This is a genomic window from Ferrovibrio terrae, from assembly GCF_943371255.1.
Lineage (GTDB): Bacteria > Pseudomonadota > Alphaproteobacteria > Ferrovibrionales > Ferrovibrionaceae > Ferrovibrio > Ferrovibrio terrae_B.
Window position 1 is genome coordinate 1 of sequence record NZ_CALRUC010000103.1, and the last position, 16,214, is coordinate 16,214.

The window sequence follows — 16,214 nt, forward strand, 5'->3', positions numbered from 1 at the left end:
AGATCGGCGGATTGCCCAGTTACAAGGTCTGCAATCTCGGCATCGGCCAGGTGGCCGAGGGCCGCCAGATTTTCCCCACGCTCAGCGTGCTGGAGAATCTGGAAATGGGCGCCCTGCTGCCGCGTGCGCGCGGCAAGGAAAAGGCCACGTTGGACGAGGTGTTCCACCTGTTCCCGCGCCTGGCCGAGCGGCGCGACCAGCTGGCCGGCACCATGTCGGGCGGCGAGCAGCAGATGCTGGCCATCGGCCGCTGCCTGATGGGCCAGCCCGACCTGATCATGTTCGACGAGCCTTCATTGGGCCTGGCGCCCGCCGTGGTGCAGGAGGTGTTCCGCATCATCCGGCTGCTGCATGCCGAGCGCGGCATGACGGTGATCCTGGTCGAGCAGAATGTCGCCGTGTCGCTCAAGCTGGCCGATCAGGCTTATGTGCTTGAGAACGGCCATATCGTCATGCAGGGCAGCGGGCAGGATCTGCTGCACGATGACCGCGTGCGACAGGCCTATATGGGACTTTAGCTCTGCAACACCCTCACCCCTACCCTCTCCCGCAAGCGGGAGAGGGGGTAAACAAAAAGCCTCCCCGTTTCAATCAGGGAGGCTTTCGCTTTTTTTACCCTCTCCCATTTTATGGGAGAGGGAGGGACCCGCCGCATAGCGGCGGGAGGGTGAGGGCCTTCGTTACGCCAGATTGGCGAAGAAGTCGTTGCCCTTGTCGTCGACGATGATGAAGGCGGGGAAATCCTCCACCTCGATCTTCCACACCGACTCCATGCCGAGTTCGGGATATTCGTGCTGCTCGACCTTCTTGATGCAGTTCTTGGCCAGGATCGCGGCCGGGCCGCCGATCGAGCCGAGATAGAAGCCGCCGTATTTCTTGCAGGCTTCGGTCACCTGCTTGGAGCGGTTGCCCTTGGCCAGGCTGATGAAGCCGCCGCCGTTTTCCATCAGCGTGCCGACGTAGGAATCCATGCGGCCGGCCGTGGTGGGGCCGAAGGAGCCGGACGCCATGCCGTCCGGCGTCTTGGCCGGGCCGGCGTAATAGATCATGTGGTTCTTCACATACTCGGGCAGGCCCTCGCCGCGCTCGATCCGTTCGGCGAATTTGGCATGCGCCAGGTCGCGGGCGACGATCAGCGTGCCGCTGAGCGACAGCCGTGTCTTGACCGGATACTGCGACAGCGTTTTGCGGATCTCGGCCATCGGCTGGTTGAGGTCGATCTTGACCACCTCGGCCGACAGCTTTTCCTCATGCTCGGGCAGATACTGCGCCGGGTTGGTTTCCAGCTTTTCCAGATAGATGCCGTCGCGGGTGATCTTGCCCATCGCCTGACGATCGGCCGAGCAGGACACCGCGATGCCGACCGGCACGCTGGCGCCGTGGCGCGGCAGGCGGATGACGCGCACATCATGGCAGAAATACTTGCCACCGAACTGGGCGCCGATGCCGTTGGCGCGGGTGAGTTCGAGAATCTTCTGCTCGAATTCCACATCGCGGAAGGCATGGCCCGACGGGCTGCCCTTGGTCGGCAGGTTGTCGAGATAGCGCGCCGAGGCCAGCTTGGCGGTCTTGAGATTGAGTTCGGCCGAGAGGCCGCCGATCACGATGGCGAGGTGATACGGCGGGCAGGCCGCGGTACCCAGCGTCTTGATCTGGGTATCGAGGAATTTCAGCAGGCTGTCGCCGCGCAGCACGGCCGGCGTCTGCTGGTAGAGATAGGTCTTGTTGGCCGACCCGCCGCCCTTGGCCATGAACAGGAACTTGTAGGCATCGCCATCGGTGGCATACAGCTCGATCTGCGCCGGCAGATTCGTGCCGGTATTCTTTTCCTCGAACATGGACAGCGGCGCGAGCTGCGAATAGCGCAGGCTGGTCTCGGTATAGGTGCGGTAGATGCCGTGCGACAGCGCCTCCTCGTCCTTGCCCGAGGTCCAGACATACTGGCCCTTCTTGCCGATCACGATGGCGGTGCCGGTATCCTGGCAGCTGGGCAGCACCATGCCGGCCGAGATATTGGCGTTTTTCAGAAGCTCCAGCGCCACGAAGTGATCGTTCGGCGAGGCATCCTTGTCATCCAGGATGGCGCGCAGCTGGGCCAGATGGCCGGGGCGGAACAGATGCGCGATATCGCGCATGGCGGCGAAGCTGAGATCGCTCATCGCCTTGTCGCTGACCTGCAGCACATCCTTGCCGCCGGCCTTGATGACCTCGACGCCGTCGCTGGAAAGCTTGCGATAGGGCGTGGTGTCGGGACCGAGCGGAAACAGGTCCTCGTAGCGGAACTCGGGCATTGTCGTCTCCGGGGCTGGTGCACGGCTCAGGCTGGGAGCCGGAAGGAAAGCTTGCGGGTCTCAGGTCTTCTTTTTGCGGAAGGCATCCAGCGCGACCACGTCGCCGGTCTTGCGCTCGGCGCCGGAATCGTCGGCCGGCGTGTCTTCCGTCTGGCCGGGTTCGGCATTGCCGATCGGCGCCGGAGTGGCCATGGCCGGGCGGTTTTCCGCATTCGGCGCGACACGGAACTGCAGGCCGAACTGCACGCTGGGATCGGCAAAAGCGCTGATCGCCGCATAGGCGATCACCAGGCGTTCGGGCACCTTGTTGAAGCTGAGCGTCACCTGGAACCAGTCTTCATGCGCCTCCAGCCCCCAATACTGGTGCTGCAGCACGATGGTCATCTCTTCCGGATAGCGCTCATGCAGGTAGTCCGGCAGTTCGACGCCGGGCTGGTCGGTGCGGAAGGTGATGTAGAAATGATGATTGCCGGGCAGGCCGAATTCGGCGACGCGCTTCAGCGCCTCGCGCACCGCCCCCCGCAGGGCGGTTTCTACCAGTTGATTGTAATCGAGCAGCTTGCCGGCCATGACTGATCTTCTCGGGGACGCGATGGCCCCATTTTACCCGCCCGCAGACGGGGGTTCAATTACAAGCCGGCCCACAAGCGACGTTCTGGGCCGGTCTTCCACAGGTATTAACCCGGCACAGGCATTTAGCCGGGGGCATTCCCGGCCAGAACGCTCTGGTTGAGGATGAAAGTGGGGGGCTTCTGTTGCCCGGCGCCCCCCGTGCCGCGCTTACCTATTAGGCAGCGAGTGCAACGCTATTGTCGTTGGCACTTAGAGAGTGACCCGATAACGGCGGTATCATGCCGGGCAAAAACTATGTTTTTACTGCGCACGTCGAGCCTGATTCGCCCCCATCATCAACCCAGAGCCTGGATACGGGGCCGTTTCCGGCCGTTTTCCCGTCATCCGCCGTCCTGCACGGCCTGGGCTCATGGTGGAGGCGCCGGGTACTGCCCCCGGGTCCGTAACGCCTATTCTCCATAGCGTTTATCACCATAGTCGGTTTCCCGACGCCCCTAACTTAGGGGGTCCGGGCCAGCTTTTGAAGGGGTGCGGCGCAGTTACTTCCAGACCGCCGCCGGGGCTTTTGGAGACCCCGGGCCTTTAGTGGAATCGGCCCGCCGGTCTATAACCACCTGCCTTTCGCCCGGCGACCCGAGTCGCCGGAAATTGCCGGAGATTGCCGTATGACCATGACGCCGGAGCAGGCCGCCGAAATCGCCGCCCTGCGCACCCACAGCCAGACCACCCGCCGCGCCACCGTGCCGGCGCTGGAGGAGATCCTGTACGAGCCGCTGACCGTGCTCGACCATGGCTTCGTGCGCGTCGTCGATTACATGGGCGACGACTCTGCCGTCGTGCAGGCCGCCCGCGTCTCCTATGGCCGCGGCACCAAGAAGGTCAGCGAGGATCGCGGCCTGATCAACTACCTGATGCGGCACCGGCACACCACGCCGTTCGAGATGTGCGAGATCAAGTATCACGTGAAGCTGCCGATCTTCGTGGCCCGCCAGTGGATCCGCCATCGCACCGCCAATGTGAACGAATACTCGGCGCGCTATTCGATCCTGGACAACGAGTTCTACATCCCCGCCCCCGACCAGCTGGCGGCGCAGTCAAGCTCGAACCGCCAGGGCCGCGGCGACATCCTGACCGGGCCGGAAGCCGCCCGCGTGCTGGAGCTGCTGAAGCGCGATGCCAGCCAGAGCTATGCCTCATATGAGGAAATGCTGAACGAGCGCCCCGATGGCAGCAAGCGCGATGAAGGCCGCGAGGGCCTGGCGCGCGAACTGGCGCGCATGAACCTGACGGTGAACTTCTATACCCAGTGGTACTGGAAGACCGATCTGCTGAACCTGCTGCATTTCCTGTCCTTACGCGCCGACAGCCATGCGCAGTATGAAATCCGCGTCTATGCCGAAGCCATGCTGGATACGGTGAAGCGCTGGGTGCCGGCCTGCTACGACGCCTTCATGGAATACCGCATTGGCGGCGCGGCGCTGTCGGCTTCCGCCATCAAGGCGGTGCGCCGCATGCTGGCGGGCGAAGCGGTCGAGCAGGCCAATTCCGGCATGAGCGCGCGCGAATGGCGCGAGCTGATGGCCGTGCTGAAGCCGGAAAGCTGAAGCGCTAGCCGGCCCTGTCCGGCGGCGCGACCGCGTCGCGGTTCATCCACCAGACCACGGCGCCGAGCACCGCCGTGCTGCCGAAGGCGAGCCCGAGCGACAGCGGATCGCCGGCCGGGAACAGTGCGTTCATCGCCGATCCCAGCACGCCACCGATGGTCTGCAGGAAACCGGCCAGCGCCGCCCCGGCGCCGATGGTGGCCGGATTGACGCCGATGGCGGCGACCATCGAATTGGGCAGCACCAGCCCCATGCCGACCGCCCAGAGCATGCGCAGCGCGATGATGGCAGTGACGCTGGGCTCAAAAATTTCCACATACAGCGCCAGCCCCACGGCACCGCCCAGCGTGCAGAGCACGCCGGCATCGATGATCCGGCGCAAACCCAGCCTGGTGCCGAACCAGGACGAGGCCATCGCGCCGACGAAAAAGCCCGCACTGCCCATGGCGGTCAGCACGCCAAAGCTGACCGCATCGAGCGCCAGGGTGCCGATCAGCACTGCCGGCGCGCCGGCACTGAAGCCGTGCAGGCCGGCAAAGATCGCCAGGTTGAGCAGGCAAAAGGTGAGGAAAGTGCGGTTGCCGAGCAGGAAACCATAGGCACGCAGGATGCTGGGCAGCAGCGGCCCCGCCGCCGGATCGGGCTTGTGGGTTTCCGGCAGGCGCAGAGCCAGGATCGCCAGCACGGCCAGCGTGATGCCGCCGGTGATCCAGAAATTGGCGCGCCAGTCGAGGAAATGCTCGATCAGGCCACCCAGCATCGGCGACACGATGGGGGCGATCGCCAGCGAGGCGCTGACGATGGAGGTGGCGCGCGCCGCCTGGGTCCGCTCGTAGGTGTCATTGATGATGGCCCGGCCGGTGGCCATGGCGCTGGCCGCGCCCAGACCCTGCGCCGCCCGCGCCCAGAGCAGAGCCGGCAAACTATCGACCACGGCGCAGGCTGCCGACCCGGCCACCATGATGACCAGCCCGCCCAGCAGCAGCGGGCGGCGGCCATAGCGGTCGCTCAGCGGGCCATAGATCAGCTGCCCGCCGGCAAAAGTGATGAAATAGACCGTCAGGGTGAGCGGCAGCGCATCGGCCGGGGCAGCCAGTTGATCGCCGATGGTGGGCAACGACGGCAGATACATGGTCGCTGCCAGAATCCCGTTCGAGAACAGGATGGTAAGCAGCAACAGCAGGCCGGCAGGCGGAGGGGATTTGGGCATCGGACCGGGTGGTAATGGCTCGCCGGTTGTATGATAATGAAGTCAATCCGCTCAGAAGTATTACGGATTGGTTGGCTTCACCGGATGGCCAGTATATATATGATCGCAAATGTATTTCTATGATTCTAGCGCGGCGTGGCCTGGGGATATAAGTCCGGTTTGAAGATGCCAGATGCGCTGGCAAGCCTGTGGGTAAAAAGCAGGATTTAAGCAGAGGGGCGGTCGGAACGGGATGTCGGAAAAAATCGATTTCAGCCACGTCCGCTTTCTTATCGTGGATAGCAATCGGCTGATGTGCCAGCTGATCAAGGATATCCTGATGATGCTGGGTTGCACCCAGTGCACGACGGCGCGCGACAGCGAAAAGGCGATTGCCAACCTGCGTGCCGGCGGCTTCGACGTGCTGATCACCGAGTGGAATCTCAAGCCGCGCTCCGGCCTCGAACTGCTCGACTGGCTGCGCACCGATGGCGGCTCGCCGGACCGCATGATGCCGGTCATCATGCTGACCGCCAATTCCGAATTCGAATATGTGATGGAGTCGCGCGACAAGGGCGTGACCGAATTCCTCGCCAAGCCCTTTACCGCCGACGGGATGTATCGCCGCCTGGTGTCGGTGGTGGCGCGACCGCGCGATTTTGTCAGCGTCAAAGGCTATTTCGGCCCGGATCGCCGGCGCCAGCAGTTGCCGTTCGAAGGCGTTGACCGGCGTCAGCAGAAACCCGAATAGGCCACGGGCCGCAGCATGCGCAGCAAAGCCCAAATCATCCCCAATCGTGGCGAGCTGAAACGCAAGGCGGTCAATTACAAGACCGGCATGGACATCAAGCTCGACCCCGAGACGCTCAAGAAGATGGAGCAGCTGGTCGAGAATTCCTCGACCCAGTTCCTGGACGAGACCGTGGAAAGCCTGAAAGGCCTGCGCGAAGCGCTGGGCCGGGCCGCCTCGGAGCCTTCCGCGCGCCGCGAGGTGCTGGAACATATCCGCGAGGAGGCCTTCCAGATCAAGGGCATGGGCGGCGTATTCGGCTATCCCCTGCTGACCGAGTTCGCCAAGTCGCTGCACGACTTCCTGAAAGAACTCACCGACCTGGACGAACTGCAGCAGGAAATCGTCAGCATCCATGTCGACACCCTGTACGTGGTGGTCTCCCACCGCATCAAGGGCTCTGGCGGGCCGCTGGAAGCCCAGCTGCGCGCCTCGCTGAAAGCGGCCGTCGACAAGGCCAAACCGGGCGCCAAAGTCACCCCCTAGCCGTTTCCCGGTACCGGCCTTATCTGGACTCTCCGGTCCCTCCGCCCTATAAACCCCGCATGCACCCGTCCAGCCCACTCCCGTTTGTCAAAATGCACGGACTCGGCAACGATTTCGTCGTGCTGGACGCGCGCGACCACAGCCTGCCACTCGACCTGGCCGCGGTGAAGCTGCTGGGTGACCGCAAGCGCGGCGTGGGCTTCGACCAGATGATCACCATCGAGCGTTCGGACAAGGCGGATGCCTTCATGCGCATTCACAATGCCGATGGCGGCGAAGTGGAATCTTGCGGCAATGCCGCGCGCTGCGTCGCCACCCTGCTGATGCGGGAAAACGGCAAGGACACTGTCAGCATCGATACGCTGGGCGGCTGGCTGAACGCGAAGACCGGCGCCAGCGGTCTGATCACGGTGGATATGGGCGAGCCGCATTTCGACTGGCGGTCGATTCCGCTGGCCCGCGAGATGAACACCATGAGCATGGCTTACAGCCATGGCGGTTACGACAAGCCCGGTGCGGTGAATGTCGGCAACCCGCATGTGGTGTTCTTCGTGCCCCATGCCGAAGCCGTGCCGCTGGGCGAGATCGGCCCGCAGATCGAACACGACCCGCTGTTCCCGCAACGCATCAATGTCGAATTCGCCGAGATCATCGATCGCACGCAGATCCGCATGCGGGTGTGGGAGCGCGGCGCCGGCATCACGCGCGCCTGTGGCACCGGCGCCTGCGCCACACTGGTGGCCGCCGCCCGCCGCGACCTGAGCGAGCGCAAGGCACAGATCGTGCTGGATGGCGGCGTGCTGACCATCGAATGGGGCGCGGACAATCATATCTACATGACCGGCCCGGCCACCGAGGCCTTCCACGGCGAAATCCCGCCGAGTTTCTGGGCCGCCCTGCACGACGCTGCCTGAGCAATGGCCGAGACAGAGTCGGGCGTTCTGAATTTCGGCTGCCGCCTCAATGCCTATGAGGGCGAGGCGATCCGCGCCGCCCTTGCCAAACATGGCCGCAACGATGTCGTGGTAGTGAACACCTGCGCTGTGACCGCCGAGGCCGAAAAGCAGGCGCGCCAGGCGATCCGCCGCCTGCGCCGCGAACGGCCCGATGCCCGCATCGTGGTGACCGGCTGTGCCGCCCAGGTCAATCCGCAGGGTTTTGCCGCCATGGCCGAGGTCGATCATGTGATCGGCAACCGCGAGAAACTGGGCGAAGCCCTGTGGCGCGATCTCGACAAGGATGCGCCGCGCGTGAGCGTGGGCGACATCCTGCAGGATGCGCCACCGGCGCTCCCCGCGGTCAGTCATTTTCCCGGCCGGCCGCGCGCCTATCTGGAAATCCAGCAGGGCTGCGATCATCGCTGCACCTTCTGCATCATCCCCTATGGCCGCGGCCCGAGCCGGTCACTGGCGCTGGATGCGGTCGTCGAACAGGCAAAGCAGCTGACTGAACGCGGCTATCGCGAATTCGTGCTGACCGGTGTCGACATCACCTCCTACGGCCATGACCTGCCGGGCCAGCCGACACTGGGCAGCGCCGTGCGCCGCCTGCTCGATCTGGCGCCAGGCATCCAGCGCCTCCGGTTTTCCTCGCTCGATCCGGCCGAGATCGATGCCGACCTCCTGCGCCTCTATGCCGAGGAACCGCGTGTGATGCCGCATGCGCATCTCAGCCTGCAGGCCGGCGATGACCTGATCCTGAAGCGCATGAAGCGCCGCCACAGCCGTGCCCAGGCACTGGAGATGGCACAGCGGCTGCAGCAGCTGCGGCCGGGCATTGCGCTGGGCGCCGACCTGATTGCCGGTTTTCCGACCGAAAACGATGCGGCGTTTGAGCAAAGCCGCAGCCTGATCGCCGCGGCTGGCCTCGCCTTCGTGCATGTCTTCCCCTACTCGCCGCGCCCCGGTACGCCGGCTGCGCGCATGCCGCAATTGCCGGTCGAGCTGCGCCGCGCGCGTGCCGCCATGCTGCGCGCCGAAGCCGATGCCGCGCTCAACCGTTTTCTCGCCGGCCGCATAGGGACAGAGGCGAGCATACTGGTCGAGCAGGAAGGCGTGGGCCGCGATGAAACCTACGCTCCGGTCGTGCTGCCCGGCCATCTGGCAAAGGGCAGTATTGTCGCGGCAAGGATCGCGTCCGTGCGCGACGGCAAACTCTGGCTGGATGCGGCATGAGCGAATCCCATGAAAAGAAGACCGGCTGGTTCGGCCGGCTGAAGGCCGGCCTGTCGCGCTCGGCCGGGCAACTGGGCGAGCAGATCGGCGCCTTATTCACCAAGCGCAAGCTGGACCGCGAGGCGCTGGACGAGCTGGAAGAGACCCTGATCAAAGCCGATCTGGGCATTGCCACGGCAGCCAAGATCGTCACGGCCATCGCCAAGGACCGTTTCGACAAGGACATCACGCCCGATGAAATCCGCAGTGCGCTGGCAGAGGCCGTGACGCCTTTGCTGCAGCCGGTGGAAAGACCGATGGACCTGAGCGGCGCGAAACCGCAGGTGATCCTGATCGTCGGCGTCAACGGCGTGGGCAAAACCACCACAATCGGCAAGATCGCCAGCAAGCTGCATGACGATGGCAAGACGGTGATGCTGGCCGCCGGCGACACGTTCCGCGCCGCCGCCGTCGAGCAGCTGAAGGTCTGGGGCGAGCGGGCGCATGCGCAGGTGCTGGCACGAGAAACCGGTGCCGATGCCGCCGGCCTCGCCTTCGATGCGCTGACCCAGGCGCAGGCGAAAGGCGTCGATGTCCTGATGATCGACACCGCCGGTCGCCTGCAGAACAAGGCCGACTTGATGGGCGAACTGGCCAAGATCGTGCGCGTGCTGAAAAAGCAGGTACCCGACGCCCCGCATCATGTGCTGCTGGTGCTGGATGCCACGACAGGCCAGAACGCGATCAGCCAGGTCGCCACCTTCAAGGAAATCTGCGCCGTCACCGGTCTGGTCGTCACCAAGCTGGACGGCACGGCGCGCGGCGGCGTGCTGGTGGCGATTGCCGACAAATTCGGACTGCCGGTGCACTATATCGGCGTCGGCGAACAGGCTGCCGACCTGCAGCCCTTCTCCGCACAGGGCTTTGCCCGCGCGCTGGCCGGTCTTGATCAGTAACTGGCTGGATCAGTAATTGCCCAATTCTCCCGGCGGATTGCCAAAGGCCGGGAAAGCCTCGCGGCCGATCACGCTGCGATGGTGCAGCAACGCCCAGTGCACCGACGGGAAAGCCAGATCGCTCCAGGGAATCTCCTCCCAGCGGAACAGCCTGACCTCCAGCGATTCAGGACCGGCGCTGAAATCAGGCTTCGCCAGTGTGGCACGATAGATCAGCTGCACCTGGCTGATGCGCGGAATGTTGTAAACCGCCAGCAGCGCGTCGATACGGATCTCGGCACAGGCCTCTTCCATCGCCTCACGCATAGCGCCGGCTTCAGAGGTTTCGCGTTCCTCCATGTAACCGGCCGGTATCGTCCAGAACCCTTCCCGCGGCGCGATGGCGCGGCGGCAGAGCAGGATCTGCTCGCCATCGGTAACCACTGCGCCCACAACGATTTTCGGATTGGTGTAGTGAATCCAGCCGCAATCGGTGCAGACATGACGTTCGAGGCTGTCGCCGTCGGGGATGCGCCTGGAAAAGCGGAAATCTCTCGGGTTTTGCATGGCAGCCGATACTTGCAGTCTCAAGAATGATCAGCATACGCGTTTCATTCACAGGTCGTAAAATATTGCAGCTTTCTCTGGACGAATCCCATGCAAATGGCGTTTTATCAGTGGACTGAGAAGCGGGATAAATACCCGTCCAGTCAGCGACAGGCAGGCTTAAACAAAAAACATAAGAAAGGGGAGGGTTCATGTCGGGGGACAAGACCGCCCAGAACGGCGCCGGCGACACGCTCGGCGTATTCAACTTGCAGGATGCACCGGGGCATCTGTTGCGACGCTGCCAGCAACTTGCCGTCGATCTCTATACGGCGGAAGTCGGCAGCAATGGACTGACGCCGCGGCAATTCGCGTTGCTGCTGGCGATCTACCAGAAAAGTGGCATCAGCCAAGTGGATCTGGTGCGCCAGACCGGCATCGACCGCTCGACGGTGGCCGAGATGGTGGCACGGCTGATCAAGCGCGGCCTTCTGGTGCGCCAGCGGACCGAAAGCGATCGCCGCACCAACGCACTGGCGGTGACGCCGGAAGGCGAACGGCAGCTGCGCGCGGCCCAGCCGGGTGTGGCACGGGCGCAGGATCGCCTGCTTGATCCGATCCCGGTCGCCAAGCGCGGTGAATTCATCACCCTGCTGCGCGAGCTGGTCGACAACCTGGAAGCACGCTGACCGCTCAGGAAAGCCTTTCCGGGCGATCACAGCGTTCAAGATTGTCGTTCAGCCGCAACTGCAGTGCGGCCATGTCGATCTGCTGCACCGAGCCGGCGCCGGCAAGGTCCAGCGCCTGCGCCGCAGCCGCACCCATCGCCACGCAGGGCCCCATCACGCGCACAGAACTGAGTGCGGCCGGATCGCCATCAATGCAGCGGCCGGCCGCCACCAGATTTTCAGCCCCGCGCGGCACCATGGCGCGCAGCGGCACGTAGTGCAGGTGATCGTCGCCGAACTCCTCCCAATGCACATCCTCAGGCCTGTCATGCAGTTCGACCGGCCATGAACAGCGCAGGATGGCGTCGGCGGGCTTCAGGCCCTGCCGCACCTCCTCGATCTGCAGGCTGTGGCCACCGACGATCCAGCGCGTCTGGCGAATGCCGAGGAAGCCGTATTGCCGCACCCGCGCCAGCTTGGCTTCCCGGGCGAAGGCCGCCGGATACTCACCGCGCAGGAAATCGACCACTCGGTCGGCCTGTGCCCTGCCCTCGGCCTGTGCCCTGGCATACCCACCAGCATCGAGCGGGGTTTCAACATGGGTCATGTTGACGGTGGCCTGCCCCTTGCCGGGGAAGGCAAAGACAAAGCCATCACGTCGCACCAGGCCATACCGGTCACCCACCTCGGCCAGACGCTTCTGCACGGCCCAGCGGTCGAGCTGCAAAGCGGCGACTTCGTCAAAACCCTCGATGGTGAACATCAGCGTGCCCATGATCGGGCTGACCGGTTCGCGGCAGTCGAAGCCGGCAAGATAGCTGAGTGCGGCATCGCCGGACGCATCAACAAAACCCTGGCCGCGCAGCTCAATCGGCCCAAAGCGGGTGGCGAGGCTGAGACTGGCGATCCGGCCGCCATCACGACGCACGTCCAGCAATGTGGCGCCCAGCAGTGCCTCGATGCCGGCAGCATGCACCGCCTGCTCGATCCAGCGCACCAGCACCTGTTCCTGATAGAGCGGGATATAGCTGTTGCGGCCACGGCGCAGATGGAAGGCGTCTTCGCGTTTGAGATGCGCAAACATCGCATCGACCATGCCGTAAACGACGCGATAGGGTTCCGGCCCGTTGGAATAGAAGCCGCAGAAGGTGCCGAGCAGCGTACCGGTGGACTGGCCGCCGAGCTGCTGGCCAGCATCGACCAGCACGACGCGATGGCCGAGTCCGGCGGCTTCCAGCGCCGCAGAGATGCCGCTGATGCCGGCACCGACCACGACGATATCAGCCTCGATCACGCGCGGCGCGGCGGCAGCACCATGCTGGACGATGCGGGTGGCCGGAATCGGGTAATCACTCATCAAAATATCCTCAGCGCCAGCGCAGCACGATCTTCTCGGTGAAGCTGAGCACGGCGCTCACCGTGAGACCCAGCACGGACAGCAACACCACACCGGCGATCAGCTGGTCGATCTGCATCAGGTTGCCCGCCGCCAGCACGAAGGCACCGATGCCGACCTGGGTGCCGATCATCTCGGCCGCCACCACCAGGATCAGCGCAATCGACGACGAAATACGGAAACCCGCCAGGATGCCCGGCATGGCACCGGGCAGGATCACCTTGAACACGATCATGCGCGTGGAGAGCCCGAAACTCTGCGCCATGCGGATCAGGTTGCGCGGCACGTTGTCCACCGCCGAATAGGCGCTGATCACGGTGGGGAAGAAAACGCCGAGGCCGATGGTGGCGATCTTGGAGGGCTCGCCGATGCCGAACCACAGGATGAACAGCGGTAGCAGCGCGATCTTGGGGATCGGGAACAGTGCCGAAACCACGGGCAGGCCGACCGAGCGCGCCAGCACGAAGATGCCCATGGCAAAGCCGACAGCAACGCCGGCGATGCTGCCGAGAATCCAGCCCGACAGGATGCGCTTCAGCGATGCGGTGATATGGGTGACCAGCTTGCCATCGACCAGCAGGTCATGCAGGGCGCTGACCACTTCGCTGGGCGCGGGCATGAACAGCGGCGGCAGCCAGCCGAGCCGGCAGGCCGCTTCCCAGCTGGCGATGATCAGCGCGAAGGCGAGCCATGGCGCCCAGCGCGTGGTGCCCGGCACGAAGCCGGCGCCACGAAAGGCAACGCTGCTGCGGTCACGGCCGGGCATATTGATGTCAGACATGCTGCATCTCGCGGTCAGCCACCTGCGCCTCGGTCTTGATCAGACCCCAGAGATCATCATGAAGATTCTTCAGCAGGCCGGCATGTTCAGGTTTCTGCCGCTCTGCCACTGGCACCGGGATACCGACAATGCGCTTGATCCGGCCGGGACGGCGCGACAGCACCACCACCTTGTCGGCCAGCCGCACCGCCTCGGTCAGGTTATGCGTCACATATAGTGTGGTGGTGCGCTCGCGCGCCCAGATCGCGATCAGGTCTTCCATCAGCAATTCGCGCGTCTGGGCATCCAGCGCCGACAGCGGTTCATCCATCAGCAGCACGGCGGGCTTCACCGCGATGGCGCGCGCGATGCCGACGCGCTGGCGCATGCCGCCCGAAAGCTGCTTTGGCAACGCATCGGCAAAATCGCTCAGGCCGCACAGCCCCAGCACCTCGGCGATGCGGGCATCCTGCGCAGCCCGGCCCAGCCCGTGATGCTCCAGTGCCAGCGCCACATTGCCGGCCACGCTGCGCCAGGGCAGCAGGGCAAAATCCTGGAACACGAAGGTGAGCGGATTGAGGCAGCCCGCCGGAGCCGCGCCCAGCGTGGCGATGCGGCCGGTCTGCTGCGCCAGCAGGCCGCCGACCAGATTGAGCAGGGTGGACTTGCCGCACCCCGACGGGCCGATCAGCGCCGCCGTCTCGCCCTCGCCGACCGCAAAGCTGACGCCATCGAGGACCGGCAGGTCGCCATAGGCATAGCCGACATCCTCAAGCAGCACCTGCATGGACTGTTACTCTTTCCGGCGCGCTTATTTCGGCAGGTCGAGATGACCCTTCACGAAGCTGAGGTCGATGAAATCGACTGCCTTGACCGATTTGTCGACCAGCCCCTGGGCCTGACCCCAGGCGACCTGGTCGTAGATGTTCTTCACCAGCAGGCGGCCCTGCGGGTCCATGTAGTTGGCGGCAATCTTCACGGTGTCGATGCTCGGCTTGGGCTGCACCCACTTTTCCAGCACCGGCATCAGCGCCAGGGCCTTCTCGCCGATCATGCGGTTGCCCTGGCTGTCCTTGGCCAGGAAGGCGCCGGCATAGTCGGCGAGGCCCTTCTGGTAGGCGCGCACGAAACGCTCGACCAGCGGGCGCTTCTCCTTGACGATCTTGGACGAGGCGAACAGAGCGCCCAGCTGCCAGGGCGTATGCTCATGCACCCAGCCGATGATGCGACCGGCGCCATCGTCCTGCAGCTTGATTGCATTGTTGGCCGGCAGGATGGTGGCATCGACCTGGCCGCCGGCGAGCGACGCCATCATGTTGGGGATCGACTGCACCGGCTTCATCTCGACGCTGTCGAGCTTGAAGCCGTATTTGTCGGCCAGCATGCCGAGATTGTAATGGAAGCTGGAGCCCACCGTGGTGATCGCCACGCTCTTGCCGGCGAAATCCTTCGGCGAGCGGAAACCGGCGTCATAGGCCTTCTTGGAAGCGACATAGGCGACGAAGTTGTAACCCGGCTCCTCGCGGCTCTGGGCGGCGATCACCTTCAGCGCGCCCTTGCCGGCCAGGTTAAAGAAACCGCCAGTGAAGGCCGTGATGCCGAAATCGGCGTCGTTGGAGGCGACAGCGACGGCAACCGCCTGGGCGGCATTGAAGATCTTGATATCGAGATCGATGCCCTCGGCATCGAAATAGCCGCGCTCCTTGGCAATGAAGATCGGCGCGGTGGAAATGAACGGCAGGGCCGAGATGGTCACCTTGTCCTTGGGTTGGGCCAGTGCGAGGCCGGGCCAGAGCAGGGCAAGAACAGACAGAACCGCGAGACGCGGATGGCGCTTCAGCATGACGTTTCCCCAGATCGTTTGTATGCAACGTTGGGGTCAAGCTAATCGGCGCGACAGGCCCCGTCAATCAGACCGGGGACCGTCAGTCTGGCGTGTTTTATACGAGAATATTGACGTGCTGGCCGAGCAGGCCGCCCCGGCTGGGGATCGGCCGCGACTGGGTCTGCGGCAGGGCCTCGGCCGGTGCACGCTGCTGGTCGGCGACCTGGATGGAGGTGCCGACGCTGCCAAGCTGGGCGGCAAAGCTGTTCTGTTTGACCTCAGATGTCGAGGAGGTGCTGGAGCCGGGTGCCGATTGCGGGGCACGACTGGCCGGTGCGGCCGGGCGGCTGCCCTGCAACTGCGAAAGCGCGGAAAGAAGATTGCTGCTCGGTCCGACGGCCATAATCACCCAACCCCACGACCCAATTCCGGGCCGGAATGGCCCCCCTCAACACGGCCCGATTACGCGCAGGACTCCCTTAAACAGGGGTTAACGCCGGGTGGGGGTTACGGCTGTTTAACGCGACAGGCTGGCGAGGCGCTCGGACAGCTCTTTTGCCTCGGGCGAGTCGGGCGGCAGCTGGGCCAGCAGGCGGTTCCAGGCCACCCCGGCTGCGGCCTTGTCGCCGGCCTCGAAAGCGCCGCGGCCAACGAACCAGAGCGCCTGCGGATGATGCGGGGCCAAGTCCAGAACCTTGGCGAATTCCGCCACCGCCTCGACCGGCAGGGTATCGCGACTGGTCACCGCCGGACCGGCCAGATTGAAAGCCAGCGCCAGCCGGGCATCGACCCGCGCGGGCGCCACTGCCACGGCCTGACGCAGGGCGGCGCGGGCGGCATCGGCCTCGCCCAGCACCTCGCGCGCGCGCGCCAGCCGCAGCCAGCCCTCGGCATCATTCGGATTGTCCTTCAGCCGCTCGGCCAGGCGCTCGACCATGCCGCGCACCATCGCGGTGCGATCCTCGGCAGACATCTGCTGGGCGGCATCGACCTGCTCG

At 64.5% G+C, this 16,214-nt stretch carries 18 protein-coding genes and 1 other RNA gene; 8 read left to right on the forward strand and 11 right to left on the reverse strand.

What is annotated here, in order from left to right; all coding sequences use genetic code 11:
* The coding region (locus AAG799_RS17955) for an ABC transporter ATP-binding protein (protein ID WP_341898100.1) at positions 1 to 518 on the forward strand (518 nt) is incomplete at its 5' end.
* 162 nt (positions 519 to 680) lie between these two features.
* Here the strand turns inward: AAG799_RS17955 and AAG799_RS17960 are convergent.
* From AAG799_RS17960 to ssrA, 3 genes are all read right to left on the reverse strand, one after another.
* Positions 681 to 2,291 (reverse strand): fumarate hydratase, encoded by a 1,611-nt coding sequence (locus AAG799_RS17960; RefSeq protein ID WP_341898101.1) that lies wholly within the window; start codon positions 2,289 to 2,291, stop codon positions 681 to 683.
* A 60-nt stretch (positions 2,292 to 2,351) separates the two neighbouring features.
* A complete protein-coding gene (locus AAG799_RS17965; RefSeq protein WP_341898102.1) occupies positions 2,352 to 2,861 on the reverse strand; it encodes a ClpXP protease specificity-enhancing factor SspB in 510 nt (169 codons plus the stop codon).
* A gap of 170 nt (positions 2,862 to 3,031) precedes the next feature.
* Positions 3,032 to 3,393: a transfer-messenger RNA gene (gene ssrA / locus AAG799_RS17970) on the reverse strand.
* 136 nt (positions 3,394 to 3,529) lie between these two features.
* Here ssrA and thyX point away from each other — a divergent pair.
* Positions 3,530 to 4,468 (forward strand): FAD-dependent thymidylate synthase, encoded by a 939-nt coding sequence (gene thyX / locus AAG799_RS17975; RefSeq protein WP_341898103.1) that lies wholly within the window; start codon positions 3,530 to 3,532, stop codon positions 4,466 to 4,468.
* A 4-nt stretch (positions 4,469 to 4,472) separates the two neighbouring features.
* Here thyX and AAG799_RS17980 read toward each other — a convergent pair whose 3' ends face one another.
* The gene (locus tag AAG799_RS17980) at positions 4,473 to 5,678 is read right to left on the reverse strand and encodes a multidrug effflux MFS transporter (RefSeq protein ID WP_341898104.1); all 1,206 of its coding nucleotides are present in this window, start codon (positions 5,676 to 5,678) and stop codon (positions 4,473 to 4,475) included.
* A gap of 232 nt (positions 5,679 to 5,910) precedes the next feature.
* On the opposite strand from AAG799_RS17980, the gene AAG799_RS17985 reads away from it, so the two are divergent.
* The 5 genes from AAG799_RS17985 (at position 5,911) to ftsY (ending at position 10,042) form a co-directional block, all read left to right on the forward strand.
* A complete protein-coding gene (locus AAG799_RS17985) occupies positions 5,911 to 6,408 on the forward strand; it encodes a response regulator (RefSeq protein WP_341898105.1) in 498 nt (165 codons plus the stop codon).
* Between the two features lie 15 nt (positions 6,409 to 6,423).
* Complete coding sequence (locus tag AAG799_RS17990; RefSeq protein ID WP_341898107.1) at positions 6,424 to 6,933, forward strand: Hpt domain-containing protein; 510 nt, start codon at positions 6,424 to 6,426, stop codon at positions 6,931 to 6,933.
* Between the two features lie 92 nt (positions 6,934 to 7,025).
* Positions 7,026 to 7,847, forward strand: coding sequence for a diaminopimelate epimerase (gene dapF, locus AAG799_RS17995; protein WP_341898108.1), 822 nt, complete (start codon positions 7,026 to 7,028; stop codon positions 7,845 to 7,847).
* 3 nt (positions 7,848 to 7,850) lie between these two features.
* The gene (mtaB, locus tag AAG799_RS18000; protein WP_341898109.1) at positions 7,851 to 9,107 is read left to right on the forward strand and encodes a tRNA (N(6)-L-threonylcarbamoyladenosine(37)-C(2))-methylthiotransferase MtaB; all 1,257 of its coding nucleotides are present in this window, start codon (positions 7,851 to 7,853) and stop codon (positions 9,105 to 9,107) included.
* Complete coding sequence (gene ftsY / locus AAG799_RS18005; protein WP_341898110.1) at positions 9,104 to 10,042, forward strand: signal recognition particle-docking protein FtsY; 939 nt, start codon at positions 9,104 to 9,106, stop codon at positions 10,040 to 10,042. Before mtaB ends, ftsY begins: the two co-directional genes overlap by 4 nt.
* Before the next feature lie 9 nt (positions 10,043 to 10,051).
* On the opposite strand, the gene AAG799_RS18010 is transcribed toward ftsY, so the two are convergent.
* Positions 10,052 to 10,588 carry an NUDIX hydrolase gene (locus AAG799_RS18010; RefSeq protein WP_341898112.1) on the reverse strand — a complete coding sequence of 179 codons (537 nt, stop codon included), beginning with the start codon at positions 10,586 to 10,588 and terminating at the stop codon, positions 10,052 to 10,054.
* A 191-nt stretch (positions 10,589 to 10,779) separates the two neighbouring features.
* Here AAG799_RS18010 and AAG799_RS18015 point away from each other — a divergent pair, with 191 nt between their 5' ends.
* Positions 10,780 to 11,256 carry a MarR family transcriptional regulator gene (locus tag AAG799_RS18015; RefSeq protein WP_341898113.1) on the forward strand — a complete coding sequence of 159 codons (477 nt, stop codon included), beginning with the start codon at positions 10,780 to 10,782 and terminating at the stop codon, positions 11,254 to 11,256.
* 4 nt (positions 11,257 to 11,260) lie between these two features.
* Here the strand turns inward: AAG799_RS18015 and AAG799_RS18020 are convergent, their stop codons facing one another.
* The 6 genes from AAG799_RS18020 to AAG799_RS18045 all read right to left on the reverse strand — a co-directional run.
* Entirely contained in the window at positions 11,261 to 12,592 is a 1,332-nt protein-coding gene (locus AAG799_RS18020) for an FAD-dependent oxidoreductase (RefSeq protein WP_341898115.1), read from the reverse strand.
* Between the two features lie 10 nt (positions 12,593 to 12,602).
* Positions 12,603 to 13,412: an ABC transporter permease gene (locus AAG799_RS18025; RefSeq protein WP_341898116.1), complete on the reverse strand. Its 810-nt coding sequence runs from the start codon at positions 13,410 to 13,412 to the stop codon at positions 12,603 to 12,605.
* Positions 13,405 to 14,178, reverse strand: a complete 774-nt coding sequence (locus AAG799_RS18030) for an ABC transporter ATP-binding protein (RefSeq protein ID WP_341898117.1) — start codon at positions 14,176 to 14,178, stop codon at positions 13,405 to 13,407. The genes AAG799_RS18025 and AAG799_RS18030 overlap by 8 nt, the downstream gene beginning before the upstream one ends.
* A gap of 24 nt (positions 14,179 to 14,202) precedes the next feature.
* Positions 14,203 to 15,234: an ABC transporter substrate-binding protein gene (locus AAG799_RS18035; protein WP_341898118.1), complete on the reverse strand. Its 1,032-nt coding sequence runs from the start codon at positions 15,232 to 15,234 to the stop codon at positions 14,203 to 14,205.
* A 97-nt stretch (positions 15,235 to 15,331) separates the two neighbouring features.
* Positions 15,332 to 15,619 carry a hypothetical protein gene (locus tag AAG799_RS18040; RefSeq protein ID WP_341898119.1) on the reverse strand — a complete coding sequence of 96 codons (288 nt, stop codon included), beginning with the start codon at positions 15,617 to 15,619 and terminating at the stop codon, positions 15,332 to 15,334.
* A 114-nt stretch (positions 15,620 to 15,733) separates the two neighbouring features.
* Positions 15,734 to 16,214 (reverse strand): tetratricopeptide repeat protein (locus AAG799_RS18045; RefSeq protein WP_341898121.1); only part of this gene is annotated, 481 nt, incomplete at its 5' end.